General features: G+C 46.9%; 12 protein-coding genes and 1 pseudogene. 6 read left to right on the top strand and 7 right to left on the bottom strand.

Going from position 1 to position 14,262, the window contains the following annotated elements; genetic code table 11:
- Together Q0238_RS05680 and thiC are read right to left on the bottom strand one after the other, a co-directional pair.
- Positions 1-198: iron-sulfur cluster assembly protein (locus Q0238_RS05680; protein WP_297943799.1), on the bottom strand; the 198-nt coding region annotated here is incomplete at its 3' end.
- Positions 195-1,502, bottom strand: a complete 1,308-nt coding sequence (thiC, locus tag Q0238_RS05685) for a phosphomethylpyrimidine synthase ThiC (protein ID WP_297943802.1) — start codon at positions 1,500-1,502, stop codon at positions 195-197. The genes thiC and Q0238_RS05680, both read right to left, overlap by 4 nt.
- 217 nt (positions 1,503-1,719) lie before the next feature.
- Here thiC and ispF point away from each other — a divergent pair, with 217 nt between their 5' ends.
- From ispF to Q0238_RS05710, 5 genes are all read left to right on the top strand, one after another.
- Complete coding sequence (gene ispF, locus Q0238_RS05690) at positions 1,720-3,042, top strand: 2-C-methyl-D-erythritol 2,4-cyclodiphosphate synthase (protein WP_297943804.1); 1,323 nt, start codon at positions 1,720-1,722, stop codon at positions 3,040-3,042.
- Positions 3,039-3,902 carry a response regulator gene (locus Q0238_RS05695; protein WP_297943807.1) on the top strand — a complete coding sequence of 288 codons (864 nt, stop codon included), beginning with the start codon at positions 3,039-3,041 and terminating at the stop codon, positions 3,900-3,902. Before ispF ends, Q0238_RS05695 begins: the two co-directional genes overlap by 4 nt.
- Positions 3,880-5,805 carry a hypothetical protein gene (locus Q0238_RS05700; RefSeq protein WP_297943810.1) on the top strand — a complete coding sequence of 642 codons (1,926 nt, stop codon included), beginning with the start codon at positions 3,880-3,882 and terminating at the stop codon, positions 5,803-5,805. The genes Q0238_RS05695 and Q0238_RS05700 overlap by 23 nt, the downstream gene beginning before the upstream one ends.
- Positions 5,806-6,540: 735 nt before the next feature.
- On the top strand, positions 6,541-7,077 hold the full coding sequence (locus tag Q0238_RS05705; RefSeq protein ID WP_297943813.1) for a phosphatidylglycerophosphatase A: 537 nt from the start codon (positions 6,541-6,543) through the stop codon (positions 7,075-7,077).
- 500 nt (positions 7,078-7,577) lie between these two features.
- Positions 7,578-8,282, top strand: coding sequence for an alpha/beta hydrolase (locus tag Q0238_RS05710; protein ID WP_297943816.1), 705 nt, complete (start codon positions 7,578-7,580; stop codon positions 8,280-8,282).
- Positions 8,283-8,294: 12 nt separating this feature from the next.
- Here Q0238_RS05710 and Q0238_RS05715 read toward each other — a convergent pair.
- The 4 genes and pseudogenes from Q0238_RS05715 to Q0238_RS05730 all read right to left on the bottom strand — a co-directional run bounded on the left by Q0238_RS05715 (position 8,295) and on the right by Q0238_RS05730 (position 10,473).
- Positions 8,295-8,997 (bottom strand): annotated as a pseudogene (locus Q0238_RS05715) (IS1595 family transposase).
- A 518-nt stretch (positions 8,998-9,515) separates the two neighbouring features.
- Positions 9,516-9,983 (bottom strand): hypothetical protein, encoded by a 468-nt coding sequence (locus tag Q0238_RS05720; protein WP_297943819.1) that lies wholly within the window; start codon positions 9,981-9,983, stop codon positions 9,516-9,518.
- Positions 9,980-10,216 (bottom strand): hypothetical protein, encoded by a 237-nt coding sequence (locus Q0238_RS05725; RefSeq protein ID WP_297943822.1) that lies wholly within the window; start codon positions 10,214-10,216, stop codon positions 9,980-9,982. Before Q0238_RS05725 ends, Q0238_RS05720 begins: the two co-directional genes overlap by 4 nt.
- Positions 10,213-10,473 carry a hypothetical protein gene (locus Q0238_RS05730; protein WP_177388007.1) on the bottom strand — a complete coding sequence of 87 codons (261 nt, stop codon included), beginning with the start codon at positions 10,471-10,473 and terminating at the stop codon, positions 10,213-10,215. The genes Q0238_RS05725 and Q0238_RS05730 overlap by 4 nt, the downstream gene beginning before the upstream one ends.
- 27 nt (positions 10,474-10,500) lie before the next feature.
- On the opposite strand from Q0238_RS05730, the gene uvrB reads away from it, so the two are divergent.
- On the top strand, positions 10,501-12,519 hold the full coding sequence (gene uvrB, locus Q0238_RS05735) for an excinuclease ABC subunit UvrB (protein ID WP_297943825.1): 2,019 nt from the start codon (positions 10,501-10,503) through the stop codon (positions 12,517-12,519).
- Positions 12,520-12,924: 405 nt separating this feature from the next.
- Here the strand turns inward: uvrB and Q0238_RS05740 are convergent, their stop codons facing one another.
- A complete protein-coding gene (locus Q0238_RS05740) occupies positions 12,925-13,974 on the bottom strand; it encodes a hypothetical protein (RefSeq protein ID WP_297943827.1) in 1,050 nt (349 codons plus the stop codon).
- Positions 13,975-14,262: the final 288 nt, after the last annotated feature.

A 14,262-nucleotide genomic window follows, 5' to 3' on the forward strand; every position in this document is an offset into this window, starting at 1 on the left:
CACGTCCGCGCCGAGCGCCTTTTGCACCGCCGATCTAAGCTCTGCGGCGATCTCCGGCTTGGCGCTGGGGATTTCGATCCCTACGAAAATTCTATCGCCGATCTCGACCTCTTTTACAAATCCAAAATCCACGATACTTTTAGAAAAGCCCGGATAGATCACGCTTTTAAGCAAATTTAAGACTTCGTCTTTACTCATTCTTTCTCCTTATTTTCGGTTAAATTTCTACTGATTTTATATGCGCAAAATTTCGGCCCGCACATCGAGCAAAACTCCGCGCCCTTGTAAATTTCATCGCCCAGGCTCTCATCATGCAGCTCGCGCGCACGCGCAGGATCGAAGCTAAGCTCAAACTGCCTGTTCCAATCAAAACCATACCGCGCATCGCTCATCGCGTGATCGCGCTCTATCGCACCCGCTTTGCCTAGCGCGACGTCCGCGGCGTGAGCGGCGATTTTATGCGCGATGATGCCCTCTCTGACGTCGCTTGCATTGGGAAGGCCTAGATGCTCCTTGGGCGTTACATAGCAGAGCATGCTTGCGCCACAATACGCAGCCATCGTCCCGCCGATAGCCGAGCTGATATGATCATAGCCCGCACCGATGTCGGTCGGAAGCGGTCCCAGCACGTAAAACGGCGCGTCGCGGCAGAGCTTACGCTCTAGCTGCATATTAAGCTCGATCTCGTTAAACGGGATGTGTCCCGGACCCTCGATCATCACCTGTACGTTTTTTTCATTCGCGCGCAGGGCTAGCTCGCCTAAAATTTCAAGCTCGCTAAGCTGCGCCCTATCGGTCGCATCGTATAAGCAACCGGGGCGCAAGCCGTCGCCCAGAGATAGCGATACGTCGTAAGCGGCGCAGATATTGCAAATTTCATCAAACGCTTCGTAGAAGGGGTTTTGCTTGTGAAATTTCATCATCCACGACGCTACAAGCGAGCCGCCTCTGCTTACGATACCCATCTTGCGACGGGACAGCAGTGGCATAAACTCGAGCTTGAAGCCCGCGTGGATCGTGAAATAATCCACTCCCTGCCGCGCCTGCTTCTCGATCGTGCTAAGAATAGCGCTCGTTTTTAAATTTTTAATATCGCCCAGCTCATGGATCATTTGATAGATCGGCACCGTGCCTATTGGTACGGGCGAGCGCTCGATTATCGCGGCGCGGATCTCGTCCAAATCACCGCCCGTGCTTAGATCCATCACCGTATCGGCGCCGTATTTTAAGCAGGTTTCGAGCTTTTCCAGCTCGCCCTTAATATCGCTCGTCGTGCCCGAGGAGCCGATGTTGGCGTTGATCTTGCACCGAAGAGCGCGTCCGATGCCGATGGGTTTTAAGCTTTTGTGATTAACGTTTGCGGGGATGATCGCTCTTCCTTGCGCGAGCAGATCGCACAAGGCCCGCACGTCCATGCGCTCGCTTTGCGCGACCTCTCTCATCTGCGGCGTCACTTCGCCTCTTTTTGCAAAATAGATCTGCGATACGCAGCTTTCGGTCATTTTCGCCTCGCTTCTTAAAAATGCGCGTATAATATAACAAATTTCATTAATCCTTACTTTTCTTTTGCCGTTTATTTTCGTAACGCAGGTTGAAATTTTACCGCCGCGCCGCGTAAATTTACGCCTAGGATTAAGATATTTTAGAGCGCAAGCCGCGATTAATTTTGCTTTCATTTTTAATACGTATAATTTCGTAACAAAATTTCAAGGATAAAATTTGAAAGATATATCGCTGATTTTGCTCGCCGCGGGCGATTCAAGCAGGTTTGAGCTGAGCGTCAAAAAGCAGTGGCTGCGCGTGGGTGAGCTGCCGCTTTGGCAATATGTCGCGCAGAGCATTGCGCAGGCGCACCCTTTTAAAAAAATCATAATCGCCGTAAACGAGAAGGACGTGAGCTATTGCGAGCGCCTCTATGCGTGCAGCCTAGCCTCGTCGCGCGGCGAGAGTACGGAGTGCGACACGAGCGAGTATAAATTTCAAAGCGAGCAGGGCGAGATCGGATGCGGCGCAGATGATCTAAACGACGCAAGCAAGCCGCGGAGTGCGGAAAATTTTAAAGCTCAAGTCGAATGCGGTGCAGATGAATGCGGCTCTGCAAATTTAAAATTTCACTTCGCCCCGGGCGGCGCAAATCGCCAAAGCTCGCTAAAAAACGCACTGCGGCTCGTAGAGAGCGAACTCGTGCTCGTAAGCGACGTGGCGCGCGCGCAAATTTCACCAGGGCTAATCTCTTCGCTGATACGAAATTTAGGCGGCGCGGACTGCGTTAGCCCCTATCTTGGCGTAAACGACACGACCTACCTCGGCGAGCGCATTGTGGAGCGAGAGGAGCTGCGCCTCATCCAAACGCCGCAGCTTTCGCGCACGGCGCTACTTAAAAAGGCGCTTGAGGGAAGCGAAATTTTTGCCGACGACAGCGCGGCGGTCGGCAGTGCGGGCGGACGGTTGGAGTTTATAAAAGGCGAAGTGGGCGCGCTTAAGATCACGCGCGCAAGCGATCTGGCGGCGCTAAATTTAAAACCCTGCTCGCGCGATATTTTTTGCGGTACGGGTTACGACGTGCATGCGCTTGAAAAAGGCGCGGGCATCGTGCTCGGCGGCGTGCAAATTCCGTGCGAGTTCGCGCTGATCGCGCACAGCGACGGCGACGTAGCAATCCATGCCCTAATCGACGCTATTTGCGGCGCAGCGATGCTGGGCGATATCGGCGAGCTTTTCCCCGATAGCGACGCCAAATTTAAAGGCGCGGACAGCAAGGAGCTGTTACGAAAGGTAATGCGTCGCGTCAGAGGCTACGGCTACGAGCTCGTAAATGCCGATATCACGATCATCGCGCAGCGCCCGAAGATCGGCATTTATAAAGCGCAGATGCAAGAGGTTTTGAGCGAAATTTTAAACTGCGCGCGCGTCAATGTCAAAGCGACCACGACCGAAGGGCTGGGATTTACGGGCAGAAGCGAGGGTATCGCCGCGCAGGCTGCGGTAAGCTTAAAATTTTACGACTGGCAAAAGCACGCAGCAAAGGCTCGGGACGTATGAAAATTTTAATAATCGAGAGCGAAAGCTATCTTGCTCAAAGTATCGCAAACAAGCTCGGTGCGTTGGGGCATGAATGCACTAACGCGGCGAGTTTGGCGGCCGCGGCAGCTCTTGCGGAGGAGTTTGAGGCGGTGCTGCTCTCTACGAGCTGGAGCGGCGCGAGCTTTTATCCGCTGATCGAGAAATTTAGGCACTCGATCATAATTTTGATGGTCGCCTACGTCGATAGCGAAACGGTGCTAAACCCCGTAAAAGCGGGCGCTACGGATTATATCCAAAAGCCCTTTATGATAGAGGAACTCATCAAAAAGATCGAGCATTACGCGCAGTTTCGCTCGCTAAAATCACAAAACGAAGCCTACGAAGTGTTGCTTAAAGAGATCTCTCTTTCGTGCGAAATACCGCCCGCGCGTTTAGCGCAGATAAAATTCCCGCTTCTTTTGCGCGGCGATGCGGCAGCACGGGCTGCGGCGGTATTTAAGATCGCGCTTGCGCTAAAATCGCGCCTTAAAATTCTATCCGCGCAAAGCCCTGAGCCGCTAGAACGCGGCGCGGAGATTTTTTACGCACCAGATTTTGATAGCCTAAGCGGCGCACAGAAGGAAAAATTTCTAAGCAAAACCAAATCCATGCGTATAATCGCCGGATCCATCGGCGCGCAAAAGGGCTTTAACGACGAAATTACGCTTGGCAGTAGTAAAGAACGCAGTGAAATTTTAAGCATCGAAGAATACGTAAAGCTCACGATCGTAGCGCACCAAGACGAGTATTTCGACTCCGATCTGGCAGCGGCACTTGGGATTTCGCGAAAATCGCTTTGGGAGAAAAGGAAAAAATATGGCATCGCAAGAAAAAAATAGCCGCGCGCATCCGGTACGGATCGCAGGCGAGATGGGAATTTCGCACGATGCGGATGATTTGCACGAAATAAAACCGCTTGAAAGTGAAGGAATTTCAAATGGCACAAAAACTCTAAACGCTACAAAAGCTTCGAGTGACGCGGCGCTAAATTTAAAGGCAAAGCAAAATTTAAAAGCATCACAGAACTCAAAAGCAAGACAAAATTCAAAAGCAAAGCGTGATTTAAAAACGATACGAAATTTAAAAACGTCAAAGGCGAGCAATGCCAGAAAAGATGAGGTGCAAGCTAAGGGAGCGGTAAGGAATTTAAAGGAAGCTCAAGCCAGAAGCGAGAGCAAAGGCGCAAATAATAGCGCAACGCAAATCCGCAAGATAGAGATCTCGCGCTCCGACCTAAACGTCTTGAGCCTACTCGCAAACGGCGCTTTCGGCAAGAGCTGCGAGCTACTGCGCCCAAGCAAGCTTAGCATCTGCGGCATAAATTTCGTTTTTTCCTGCGCGGACGCAAAAAAGGGCGATATTTTGGAGCTTTATCTTAGCAAGGACGGCATAGCCGAATGCGCCAAAAATTCGCTTAGCGGCGAGAGCGGCGCGTATTTGCTAGCCAAAGGATCGCTCAACTTGCAGGATGGAGTTTCTGTTGCGGCACAAAATGAGCAGTATTTTGCGAAAAGCGGCACGGATCTCGCGCGCACTGCAAGTACGCAAAGCACTATAAACGCCACAAGCGAGGGCTTAGACCATATAGAAAGCCTTACTGCGAGCTATGATCGAACTTTTACTAGCAGCACGGATGTAAAATCTGCAAACAACGCCGCTTTGGATTTGGCGAAAAGCTCCAGTGAAAATTCTGCAGTAAATTCCGCGCAGAGCTTTGCCGAAAATTCCGCACTCAATCGCGTTTGCAGCACAGATGCAAAATCCGTAGCAAATTCGGCGGGAAATTTTATCTCAAATTCCACCGAAAATTTCATCAAAAATTCCGCTGCAAATCCCGCCTATTGTGAGCTTGTCGCGCGCATAGACGTTAGCGACGTTTATGCCCCAAGCGCAAGCGAGGTCGCAGACTCGGTGTTTCAAAACGCATACGCAGAGCAAACTGCGGTGCAGGGGCGCATCACGCTGCTAAAAAATGGTCTTGCAGAGCAAATCGCGCGCATAAAAAAAGTCGCAAGCTCGCTTGCCGCGCCTAAAATTTCAGCGTTTTTTACCTGCGCCGATCCGATCCACCGCGTGCATGAGCGGCTGATTAGGCATATGATCGATAAGGCGGATTTCGTGGTGATTTTTTTAACCGGCACGAGCAGCGCGGATGCCCTGCCCTACGAGCTACGCAAAAAAACGCTAAGCTATTTGCTGCAAAATTTTTTGGTCGCGCAACGCGCCATGATGATCGATCTGGGCTCGCTTGCGATTTTTGACGACAAGCCCGCACTGCAGTGCGCAATCGCAAAAAATTTAGGTATAAACAAAATAATTTTTGGGCAAAATCACGCGAATATGGAGCTATTTTTCGATGGAGGCGGCGTGCATTCGGTGCTAGACGAGTATCAAAAGCGCGGCGAAATCGAAATTTTGCTGATGCCCGAATACGTCTATTGCGAGAAGTGTAAGGTGCTCGTAAGCACCAAAAACTGCCCTCACGGCGCTCATCATCACGTGCATTACCGCACGCAAAATCTAAAAGCACTGCTGCGCGCGGGGATTTTGCCACCCGCGATTTTTATGCGTAAAGAGATCTCGGCGATGATTTTAAGCGAGCTTTTCCCCGCGCGGTTTTCAGATCTGCAAAAGCTCTACGACGAGCTTTTTCCAAACAGCGGGATCTTACAGAGCCACGGCGAGAGTGAGTTTTACGAGCAGCTTATGCAGCTGTATCAAACCAGCGCGCTAAAGACGTAGCTCTCGAGGGCGCAACGCAAAAATGATGTGGAATTTGCAGCATCTAGGCAGAGGGTAAAATTTCGCGGCGTTAGAATTTATGGCGGCTAGACGTAAAGTAAAATTTCATAGTGTGGAAAGAATAAACTGCACGGAATTTTATAGCATAAAGAGCGGCGGGCAGAATTTGGCGTAAAATTTTGTGGCGCAACGAAGCTAAATTTTTAAAGCATTAGTGGTGCGATAAAAGAAGTTTTAAATCTTAAAGGCGCGGCTACGTAGCAAATTTATAACGACGCAATAAAATCGTGCGACGAAGCGGATTTAAAATTTTAAGGCGCGATGGATATGTATAGCAGTGCGGCGGATCTAAAATTTAAGCTTTCGGCGAGCGAGTTTAAATTTAGCCAGATGCTCGCAGTAAGTCGCAGTGCATAAATTTGGGCGAGGCGCAACGACTGCCGCTCGCGCAAAATGCCGTGCGTTTGCGGACGGGTTTGAAAACTCCGCGCAGGCGAGCAAAATTTTAAAATTTTTACGCAAATGAGTAGAATTTTAAAATTCCTACATTAGCGAGCGAAATTTTTGTGGCGAGCGAGTAGAATTAATTTCGTGTAGGCGGACAAATTAATTCTACATGCACGAACAAAATTTAAAATTCTGCGCGTAAGCGAATTTAAAATTTTCGTGCACGAGCAGATGCTCTAATTAAAATAAGCAGTAAAATTTTAAAAAGCAAAATTTAAAAGGACAATTATGGATAAAATTTTCGTTACATTTTTCGGCGCGGGGTTGCTAAGGCCCGCGCCCGGCACCTGGGGCAGCATCGCAGGCTGGATAGTGGGGCTGGCGATTTTGATGCTGGCGGGTGAGGTGACGCTGTTTTTGTGCGCCGGCCTCGTATTTTTCGTCTCGCTTAAGATCGTAAGCGATTACGAAAGGCGGGTAGGCGAACACGATAACAGCGAGATCGTCATCGACGAGGTCGTGGGGGTGTGGATCGCGATGTGCGTCGCAGCGCCCGTGGGCGAGATCTTTTCACTGCCGCTGCCGGAACTGATCGCGGGCTTTGAGAGCAGCAGGATATCGATCGTCGCGATGATTTTGGCGCTGCTATTTTTCAGGGCGTTTGACATCCGCAAGCCCTCGATCATCGGGCGCGTGGATCGCGACGTGCCGGGCGCTCTCGGCGTGATGCTGGATGACGTGCTGGCGGGCTTTTTCGCGGGGCTTGGGGTTTTGATAGTTATCTCTTTAGGGGTCAAGCTCGGCGCCGCAGGATTGATTTTTTAAGCTTTTTTGGGCGCGATTGTAGCGAACACAGCGCGATTGCGGGTGCTATCAAGCACCGAAATTTTAAAAACCGCATCTTGAGCGCGGCTTATTAATTAGCGCAAATTTTAACTTCTGAGGCGAGAGCCCGCTTGAAATTAAAATTTAGCGGTATTTATTCGCGCAGCCTGCAAATAAAGCAAACGTAAAATTTAAAATTTTACACGAGTCGCGATAAAATTTGCGTGGTCTTAAATTTTAAATTTCGCAGCTTGCAGAATTCTACGGCATAAAAATTTAATTGTGCTGCAAGAATCAAAATCATGCCGCCTGAAATTTCGTGCGGCTAAATTTTAAAACAAAGCGGCAGGCGCAGCTCGTGCGTAAAATTTTAAAATTTATCGCTAATCGCAGGCAGTCTAGCAGGGCGTGTTATTAAATTTTTGGCAATATTTATGGTTTTGCTTGTAGCATTGCCGCAAAATGCGGGTAAGTGGCGCAAAAATTTAAAGGAACGAAAAATGCAAAAGAGCGCTATTGAGATACGCGGCATTCCCGCCGCGGTTTGGGGAGGTCGCTCAAAAAGGGTTTATATCTACGCTCACGGACAGGGCGGAAGCAAGGAGGATGCGGAGCTTTTGGCTTCCGTCGTTTGCAAGCAAGGCCGGCAGGTAATTAGCTTTGACCTGCCCGGGCACGGACAGAGGCGGCACGAGCCCGCTTCTTGCGATCCGCGGCGCGCTATTTTGGAATTTCGCGAAATTTTATCGTATGCAAAGAAGCGCTGTGACGAGGTCGCGCTGTTTGCCGTTAGCCTAGGGGCATGGCTCGGCCTGCAAAGCTTCCGCGACGAAAAGCTTAGCGACTGCCTCTTCGTCTCGCCGATACTTGATATGAAATACGTTATTTCTAATATAATGTGCCAAGCTGGCGTTAGCGAGGAGCGATTGAAGCAAGAGCGGATGATTTTGACCCCTGTCTGGCAACCGCTTTTTTGGGAATATTGGAGTTTTGTTTTGAACAATCCGATCACAAAATGGGAAACGCCCAGTAGAATTCTATACGCAGAAAACGACGATATGACGCCTCTTTACATCGTCAAAAATTTTGCGCAGAAGTTCGACTGCGACTTAAGCGTTATGAAAAACGGCGAGCATTGGTTCCATACACCGCAGCAGCTAGATTATTTGCGTAGTTGGATCAAATCGGCGGTTGAGAATCTCTGATAAAAATTTGGCTCAAGATAAGCTAAGCGGATTCTCTCTTATCATCTTTAATAAAATATGATAGAACTCCTTCGTATCTTTGCTGTTATTATATCTAAATTCACATTCTTTAAGATGAAGCAAAAAATTCTCTTTCTTAATACCTTTAAATTTAGATAATCTGTGTTTAGCATATCCCCAGAAGTTTTCTATGCCGTTTATATGATTTTTACCATTTGCAAATTCATTTTTAGAGTGCTTTACCCTGTAGTGTGCTTTGGCTCCGTAATCAACCAAACCCGTCATAAGCTTTCCAGCAATTAGAATAGATAGTAGAGCTATCAAGCTCGCTATATTGCGATAGTATTGGTATTAGTTCACTAGCAGAGCAGTTCTTAACTACTTGGGTATAGACCTTGCCGTCACGCTTTAACATACAGAACACTGGTGTTTTATTTACTGCTCTTCTACCTCTCTTACCTCTTACTCCCTTAGCTCCGAAATAACTTTCGTCAATCTCTATTTCACCGCTAAATTTGCTTATATTTTCACATTCTTGAGACATAAGAATTCTGATATTTTTTAGAATTTTGTTGATGGAAATTCTAGAGATTCCTGTAAAATTTGCTATTTTAGTAGCCTCTATATCCTCTGCAAAATACTTTAAAATTTCTCTAAATTTCTTCTGCGAAATTCGGGAACGAATTATATACTTGTTTTTCATCGGCAGGATCATAGTTAAAAACTCCTTTGAAAGTTTTTAACTTATCTTGAGTCAAATTTATATGAAAATTTTAAAACTCACGCCCAAGCCCGCACCGATAAAATTTCGCGCGTTTTCGGGGTGCGAATTTCAATAAATTTAAGATAATCTTGATATTTTGCCTTAATACGCTTGTTTTATAAGGCGCTTTTCGTAAATCCCAGCTCGCATCGCCGCGCCATGCGAGGGGCATAGCTTCAAAGCACCCATCTCATAAATTTAACCACAATAGCATAAATCACGACCGATATGAATTGCAAACTAAAATATGATTAAAATCTAGCCAATAAGCTGTCAATATAAATGCAAAAATGCCGATTTTAAAGCTAAATTTTAAAAAAATACCTATAAAGATGAATTCTTGAGACTTAGCATGTTTTTGGCACAAGGTGCGAGCCGACGCACGGCTACGCACTTCACTAGCACTATCGCGCTCATGCTGCACGGATGCTTTACGAATCCATAGCAGTCGCGCGATTAAATTTTAAAAATTATTTGCCTATCCTAAAGCCGTTTAGCTTCATATAAGTCGTATCTTTATGAAATGCTTCGCAGCGCTCCCTGTTGCGGTTAATGTTCTCAGTCGTGAAGAAATACCCATCACTATCTTGACGCAAGGTGATCGTCGCGCAAAAGATCATATCGTTTTTGAGTTTCGGTCCTACTCCGTAATCAAAGGATTGATTTAAAGTGACGGTTTTTTCTAGATCGCTATCACTAAACTGCCTGGAACCCGTCATGCTCTTTAGCTCGCGAAAATTTCCTTGATTTAAGTAGTCGCGTTGTATATCTTTAAATACGCCTTCAAGCTCGACTGCATACGCCTTAACCAAAACCTCATCCTTAGCACCGCTTAATTTAGGATATATTATTTTTACTATCACGAAAATTATGATCGCTAAAAATATTATTCCGCTTACGCCGCCGCCTACTGCCGCACCTTTTCTCATTTTCATCATTTTACTCCTTCATCGATGTCTTTTACCAAGGCATCTATTTTTTTATTAAGCATGAAATTTTCGTAGCTTTTTTGGATATAGGCTTCAAGCAGTTCGCCCGCATCCAGATGATCGCTGCCACGAGTTAAAATCCGCCAGTCCCTGCCGAAGACCTTCGCAAAGTCATCATCCAGGCTTATCACGTATTTTTTCGTCAAAGACTTACTCGTTAGCTGAACTGAAATTTCTTTCATTTCTCGCCTAAATTGTCGCCTGCCAAAATATCGTCGATCTGCTTGCTTAGATCCTCATCACTCATCTTGCGATACGCCAGATCGTTTTCAAGCGTGCCGAGCTGCATTCCCAAAGCCTCGTTTTGCGCCTTGACCGTCGCTAGCTCGGTACGTAGCTTTTCGTTTTCGTCTCTAGCCTCACTATAGCGTCTAATTAGCTCAGCTACTTTATTGCTTAAGCCCTCGACCTTTTTCTCTTCGTCAAAGATTGATTCCATTATTTCGCCTTTTCTGATATAATTTAAATGAAAATATTACCCAATTTTGGCTTTAAAAAAGGAAAAATTTTGCAAAATTTTAAAATCGAGAGCAAATTCTCCCCGAGCGAGGATCAAGAAAAAGCGATCGAAGGCATCGTCGCGGGCTTTCAAAGCGGCAACAAATACCAAACTCTTCTCGGCGTTACCGGCTCGGGTAAAACATTTACTATGGCAAATATCATCAAGCGTCTTGAAATTCCCGCGCTCGTAATGACGCATAATAAATCTCTCGCGGCGCAGCTTTATAGCGAATTTAAGGGCTTTTTCCCGCAAAATCACGTCGAGTATTTCATCAGCTACTACGATTATTATCAGCCTGAGGCCTATATCCCTAGGCAGGATCTTTTCATCGAAAAGGACAGCGACGTAAACCAAGAGCTCGAGCGCTTGCGGCTAAGTGCCACGGCGAGTTTGCTGAGCTTCGATGATGTCATCACCGTAGCGTCGGTTTCGGCAAACTACGGCCTGGGCGATCCCGCCGAATATAAAGGCATGGTGCTGTTTTTTGAGATCGGATCAAAATTTAGCACTAAATTTTTGCTTCGCAAGCTCGTCGATATGGGTTACAAACGCAACGACGATTTTTTTGATCGCGGGAATTTTCGCGTAAACGGCGACGTGATCGACATCTACCCCGCGTATTTTAACGACGAGGCATTTAGGGTCGAGTTTTTCGGCGACGAGATAGAGGCGATGTATCATCTGGACGTGCTCGAAAACAAAAAGACGCAGAGCGTCAAAAAATTTATTCTCTACCCGACGAGCCAGTTCATCGTAGGCGAGCAGCGCCTGAAATCAACGATCAAAGGGATCGAGGAGGAGCTTGAGCAGAGGCTGAAATTTTTCGAGGATGCGGGCAAGCTCGTAGAGGCGCAGCGGCTGAAAGGGCGAGTGGAATTTGACCTTGAGATGTTAGGCGCTACGGGGATGTGCAAGGGGATCGAAAACTACGCGCGCTATCTGACCGGTCAAAAGCCGGGCGAGACGCCCTATTCGCTCTTTGATTACTACGAGAGCAAGGGCAAGGACTACCTCGTCATCGTCGATGAAAGCCACGTGAGCTTGCCGCAGTTTCGCGGGATGTTCGCAGGAGATCGCAGCCGTAAGGAGACGCTCGTGCAGTACGGCTTCCGCCTACCCTCCGCACTTGATAACCGCCCGCTGATGTTTGATGAGTTTATCAATAAAAAGGCTAAATTTCTATTCGTCTCCGCAACGCCCAATGATTACGAGCTGAATCTTAGCCGCGGAGCCGTATATGAGCAGATACTGCGCCCGACGGGACTACTTGATCCGCAGATTATCTTAAAAGACAGCGACAACCAGGTTGAAATTTTACACGATATGGCAAAGGAGGTCATCGCGCGCGGCGAGCGGATCTTAGTGACCGTGCTGACCAAAAAAATGGCGGAGGAGCTGAGCAAATACTATCTAGAGCTTGGGCTTAAGGTCAAATATATGCACTCGGACATCGATGCGATCGAGCGCAACGAGCTTATCCGCGGCCTTCGCAGCGGCGAATACGATATGCTAATCGGTATAAATTTGCTCCGCGAGGGGCTCGATCTGCCCGAAGTAAGCCTTATCGCGATCATGGATGCCGACAAAGAGGGCTTTTTGCGCTCGCGCACCAGTCTCATTCAGACAATGGGGCGAGCCGCGCGAAACGTGAACGGGCAGGTCGTGATGTTTTGCAAAAAGATCACCGCTTCGATGCAAGAGGCGATCGACATCACCCAAAAGCGCCGTAAATTTCAAAATGAATACAACCGTGCTCACGGCATAACGCCGCATTCTGCGAGCCGCAATATCGAAGAGAGCCTAAAGATCGAGGACAGCACCGAAATTTTAAGAAAGGGTGCCAATTTAGAGAAGATGCCAGCCGCCGAGCGCGCCAAGATCGTAAAGGAGCTTCGTAAGCAGATGCTCGAAGCCGCAGCGGCTCTGGAGTTTGAAAAGGCCGCGGCGCTACGCGATGAGATCGCAAAGCTTAGGAAGCTGTAAATCGCGAGACTCGAAACGCCCTGAAATTTCGTCGTGAAATTTGCGCATTAAATTCCACCTGGCGGAGCGTAAAATTTACACGATTTAAGGGCGAAATTCATGCGCGTAACGCAATGTGAAATTCACAGCAGCTCGCGCCTCTATTCCGCAACGCGCTCCGTGCCCATCTTTGCATCTTTTGCGCACCTTTATTGCTTTTCCGTGCGTCCATATTTACAGCCATCTTTACGCGTCTGCGCGCTATGCTTAAATTCCGCGCCAAAGCGGAATTTCGCCCAATTTCTTACGTAAACATCCGTAAAATTCTAAGCAATTTTTTCCGTCCGAAGCCACGCGAATAAAAACGCCGCGGGCACCGCAAAATTCATCAGCAAGAATATTCGCGAGCTCTCATCCCGTTTAAATTTAGCAGAATTTATCGTTTTTTGGAATATATGTGCTTCGGCTGAAAAAATAGCACGCTGCGAAAACGATCAAGCAAACAGACGATATATTCGAGCCACTTAAAAGCAAGTCTATTATCCTCTCATCATTTTTAGCGATCAATGCCACTATTATGAGCGCTAGCGGATACAAAATCAAAGCCGCGCTAGCTAAATTTTCAATAGTAAAAACCACTAAAGAAATTCGCTGATTTTTTATGAAAAGCTTGCTATATTCTTTCATAGAATTACTTTTTAAATAACCTATAGTTAATAGAATGGACGAAAATAACATTACTAAAACAATAACAACGCTGCGCAATGTAGCAATAGCGCTCGCAAATGTGACAATGATAAATAAAAACGCCAAAAATATTGCGCTCGCACGCCTAATCAATCTATGTATGTCATATCGCCTTTTTAAATTTTTTGGAATATTGGCAAATTTCTCGTTTAGTTCGTCCTCTTTAAATTCGGCTTCTCGCACCGACAAATCAAGCTTCGTTTGAGAGCCGCAGATATGGATCCTTGGAGTATATGAGCCTTTATTATAAAAATAGCATAAAAGAAAAACTAATATGCAAATCGGAGCTATAAAGACTCCGTATAAAGTGCCGGCGTCGCTTAACTCATCTCGCGAACCTCCCATTGCCGAAGATAGAAATAGCAAAGTGGGAAATAAAACCAAGACTAAGCTAGCCGTATTCTCAAAAGTAAAAATCATTAAACTGGCATCTTGATTTTTTATGAAAAAGTTGCTGTATTTTTTTGTCTTATAGCACTTTAAACAAAATGTCGTCAAGCAAATGGATAAAATGACCGCCATACAAAACAAAAGAAGCTCGGGCATCTGAATATCCACGTAAGAAATAAGTCGCGAAGCTACCGATGCAATGCCGAACAAAAGCGCTAAAAATACCATACTAGAGCACCTAATTAGTCTGTGTTTATCGTATCGCTTCTTTAAATTCTCCGGTATTGCGGCGAATTTTTCGTCTAGCTCTTTCATCTCGGCTTGAAATTTTTCGCTCACGGCTCGCTCCTTTTAAGCGTTTAAATTTTAGAGATTATATCAAATTCGGCGCCGCGTCTTTTTGATGTCACACCTTGCGGTTAAATTTTAAAATTTACCGCGCTATATTCGCGAAGAGCCGAAAAATTTCAAACTCGGCAAAGCATTAAAATTCCCGTCCGCCTTTAAATTTAGCATTTTACCGCAGCTAGCAAAGCTCTAAATTTTCCACGCGCAGCGGTCTTTCACCCTCAAAAATCACCCCGATGCCGAAAGGCTCGCAAATATCAAGCGCGCCCTCGGCAAATC

This window comes from uncultured Campylobacter sp., from assembly GCF_938045775.1.
In the GTDB taxonomy this organism is placed as follows: Bacteria; Campylobacterota; Campylobacteria; order Campylobacterales; family Campylobacteraceae; genus Campylobacter_B.

Bases quoted from the DNA above. Each gene is read 5' to 3' on its own strand.
- Q0238_RS05700 (WP_297943810.1), top strand. From the start codon at position 3,880: ATGGCATCGCAAGAAAAAAATAGCCGCGCGCATCCGGTACGGATCGCA.
- Q0238_RS05695 (WP_297943807.1), top strand. From the start codon at position 3,039: ATGAAAATTTTAATAATCGAGAGCGAAAGCTATCTTGCTCAAAGTATC.
- Q0238_RS05720 (WP_297943819.1), bottom strand. From the start codon at position 9,983: ATGATGAAAATGAGAAAAGGTGCGGCAGTAGGCGGCGGCGTAAGCGGA.
- Q0238_RS05710 (WP_297943816.1), top strand. From the start codon at position 7,578: ATGCAAAAGAGCGCTATTGAGATACGCGGCATTCCCGCCGCGGTTTGG.
- Q0238_RS05730 (WP_177388007.1), bottom strand. From the start codon at position 10,473: ATGGAATCAATCTTTGACGAAGAGAAAAAGGTCGAGGGCTTAAGCAAT.
- Q0238_RS05705 (WP_297943813.1), top strand. From the start codon at position 6,541: ATGGATAAAATTTTCGTTACATTTTTCGGCGCGGGGTTGCTAAGGCCC.
- Q0238_RS05725 (WP_297943822.1), bottom strand. From the start codon at position 10,216: ATGAAAGAAATTTCAGTTCAGCTAACGAGTAAGTCTTTGACGAAAAAA.
- thiC (WP_297943802.1), bottom strand. From the start codon at position 1,502: ATGACCGAAAGCTGCGTATCGCAGATCTATTTTGCAAAAAGAGGCGAA.
- uvrB (WP_297943825.1), top strand. From the start codon at position 10,501: ATGAAAATATTACCCAATTTTGGCTTTAAAAAAGGAAAAATTTTGCAA.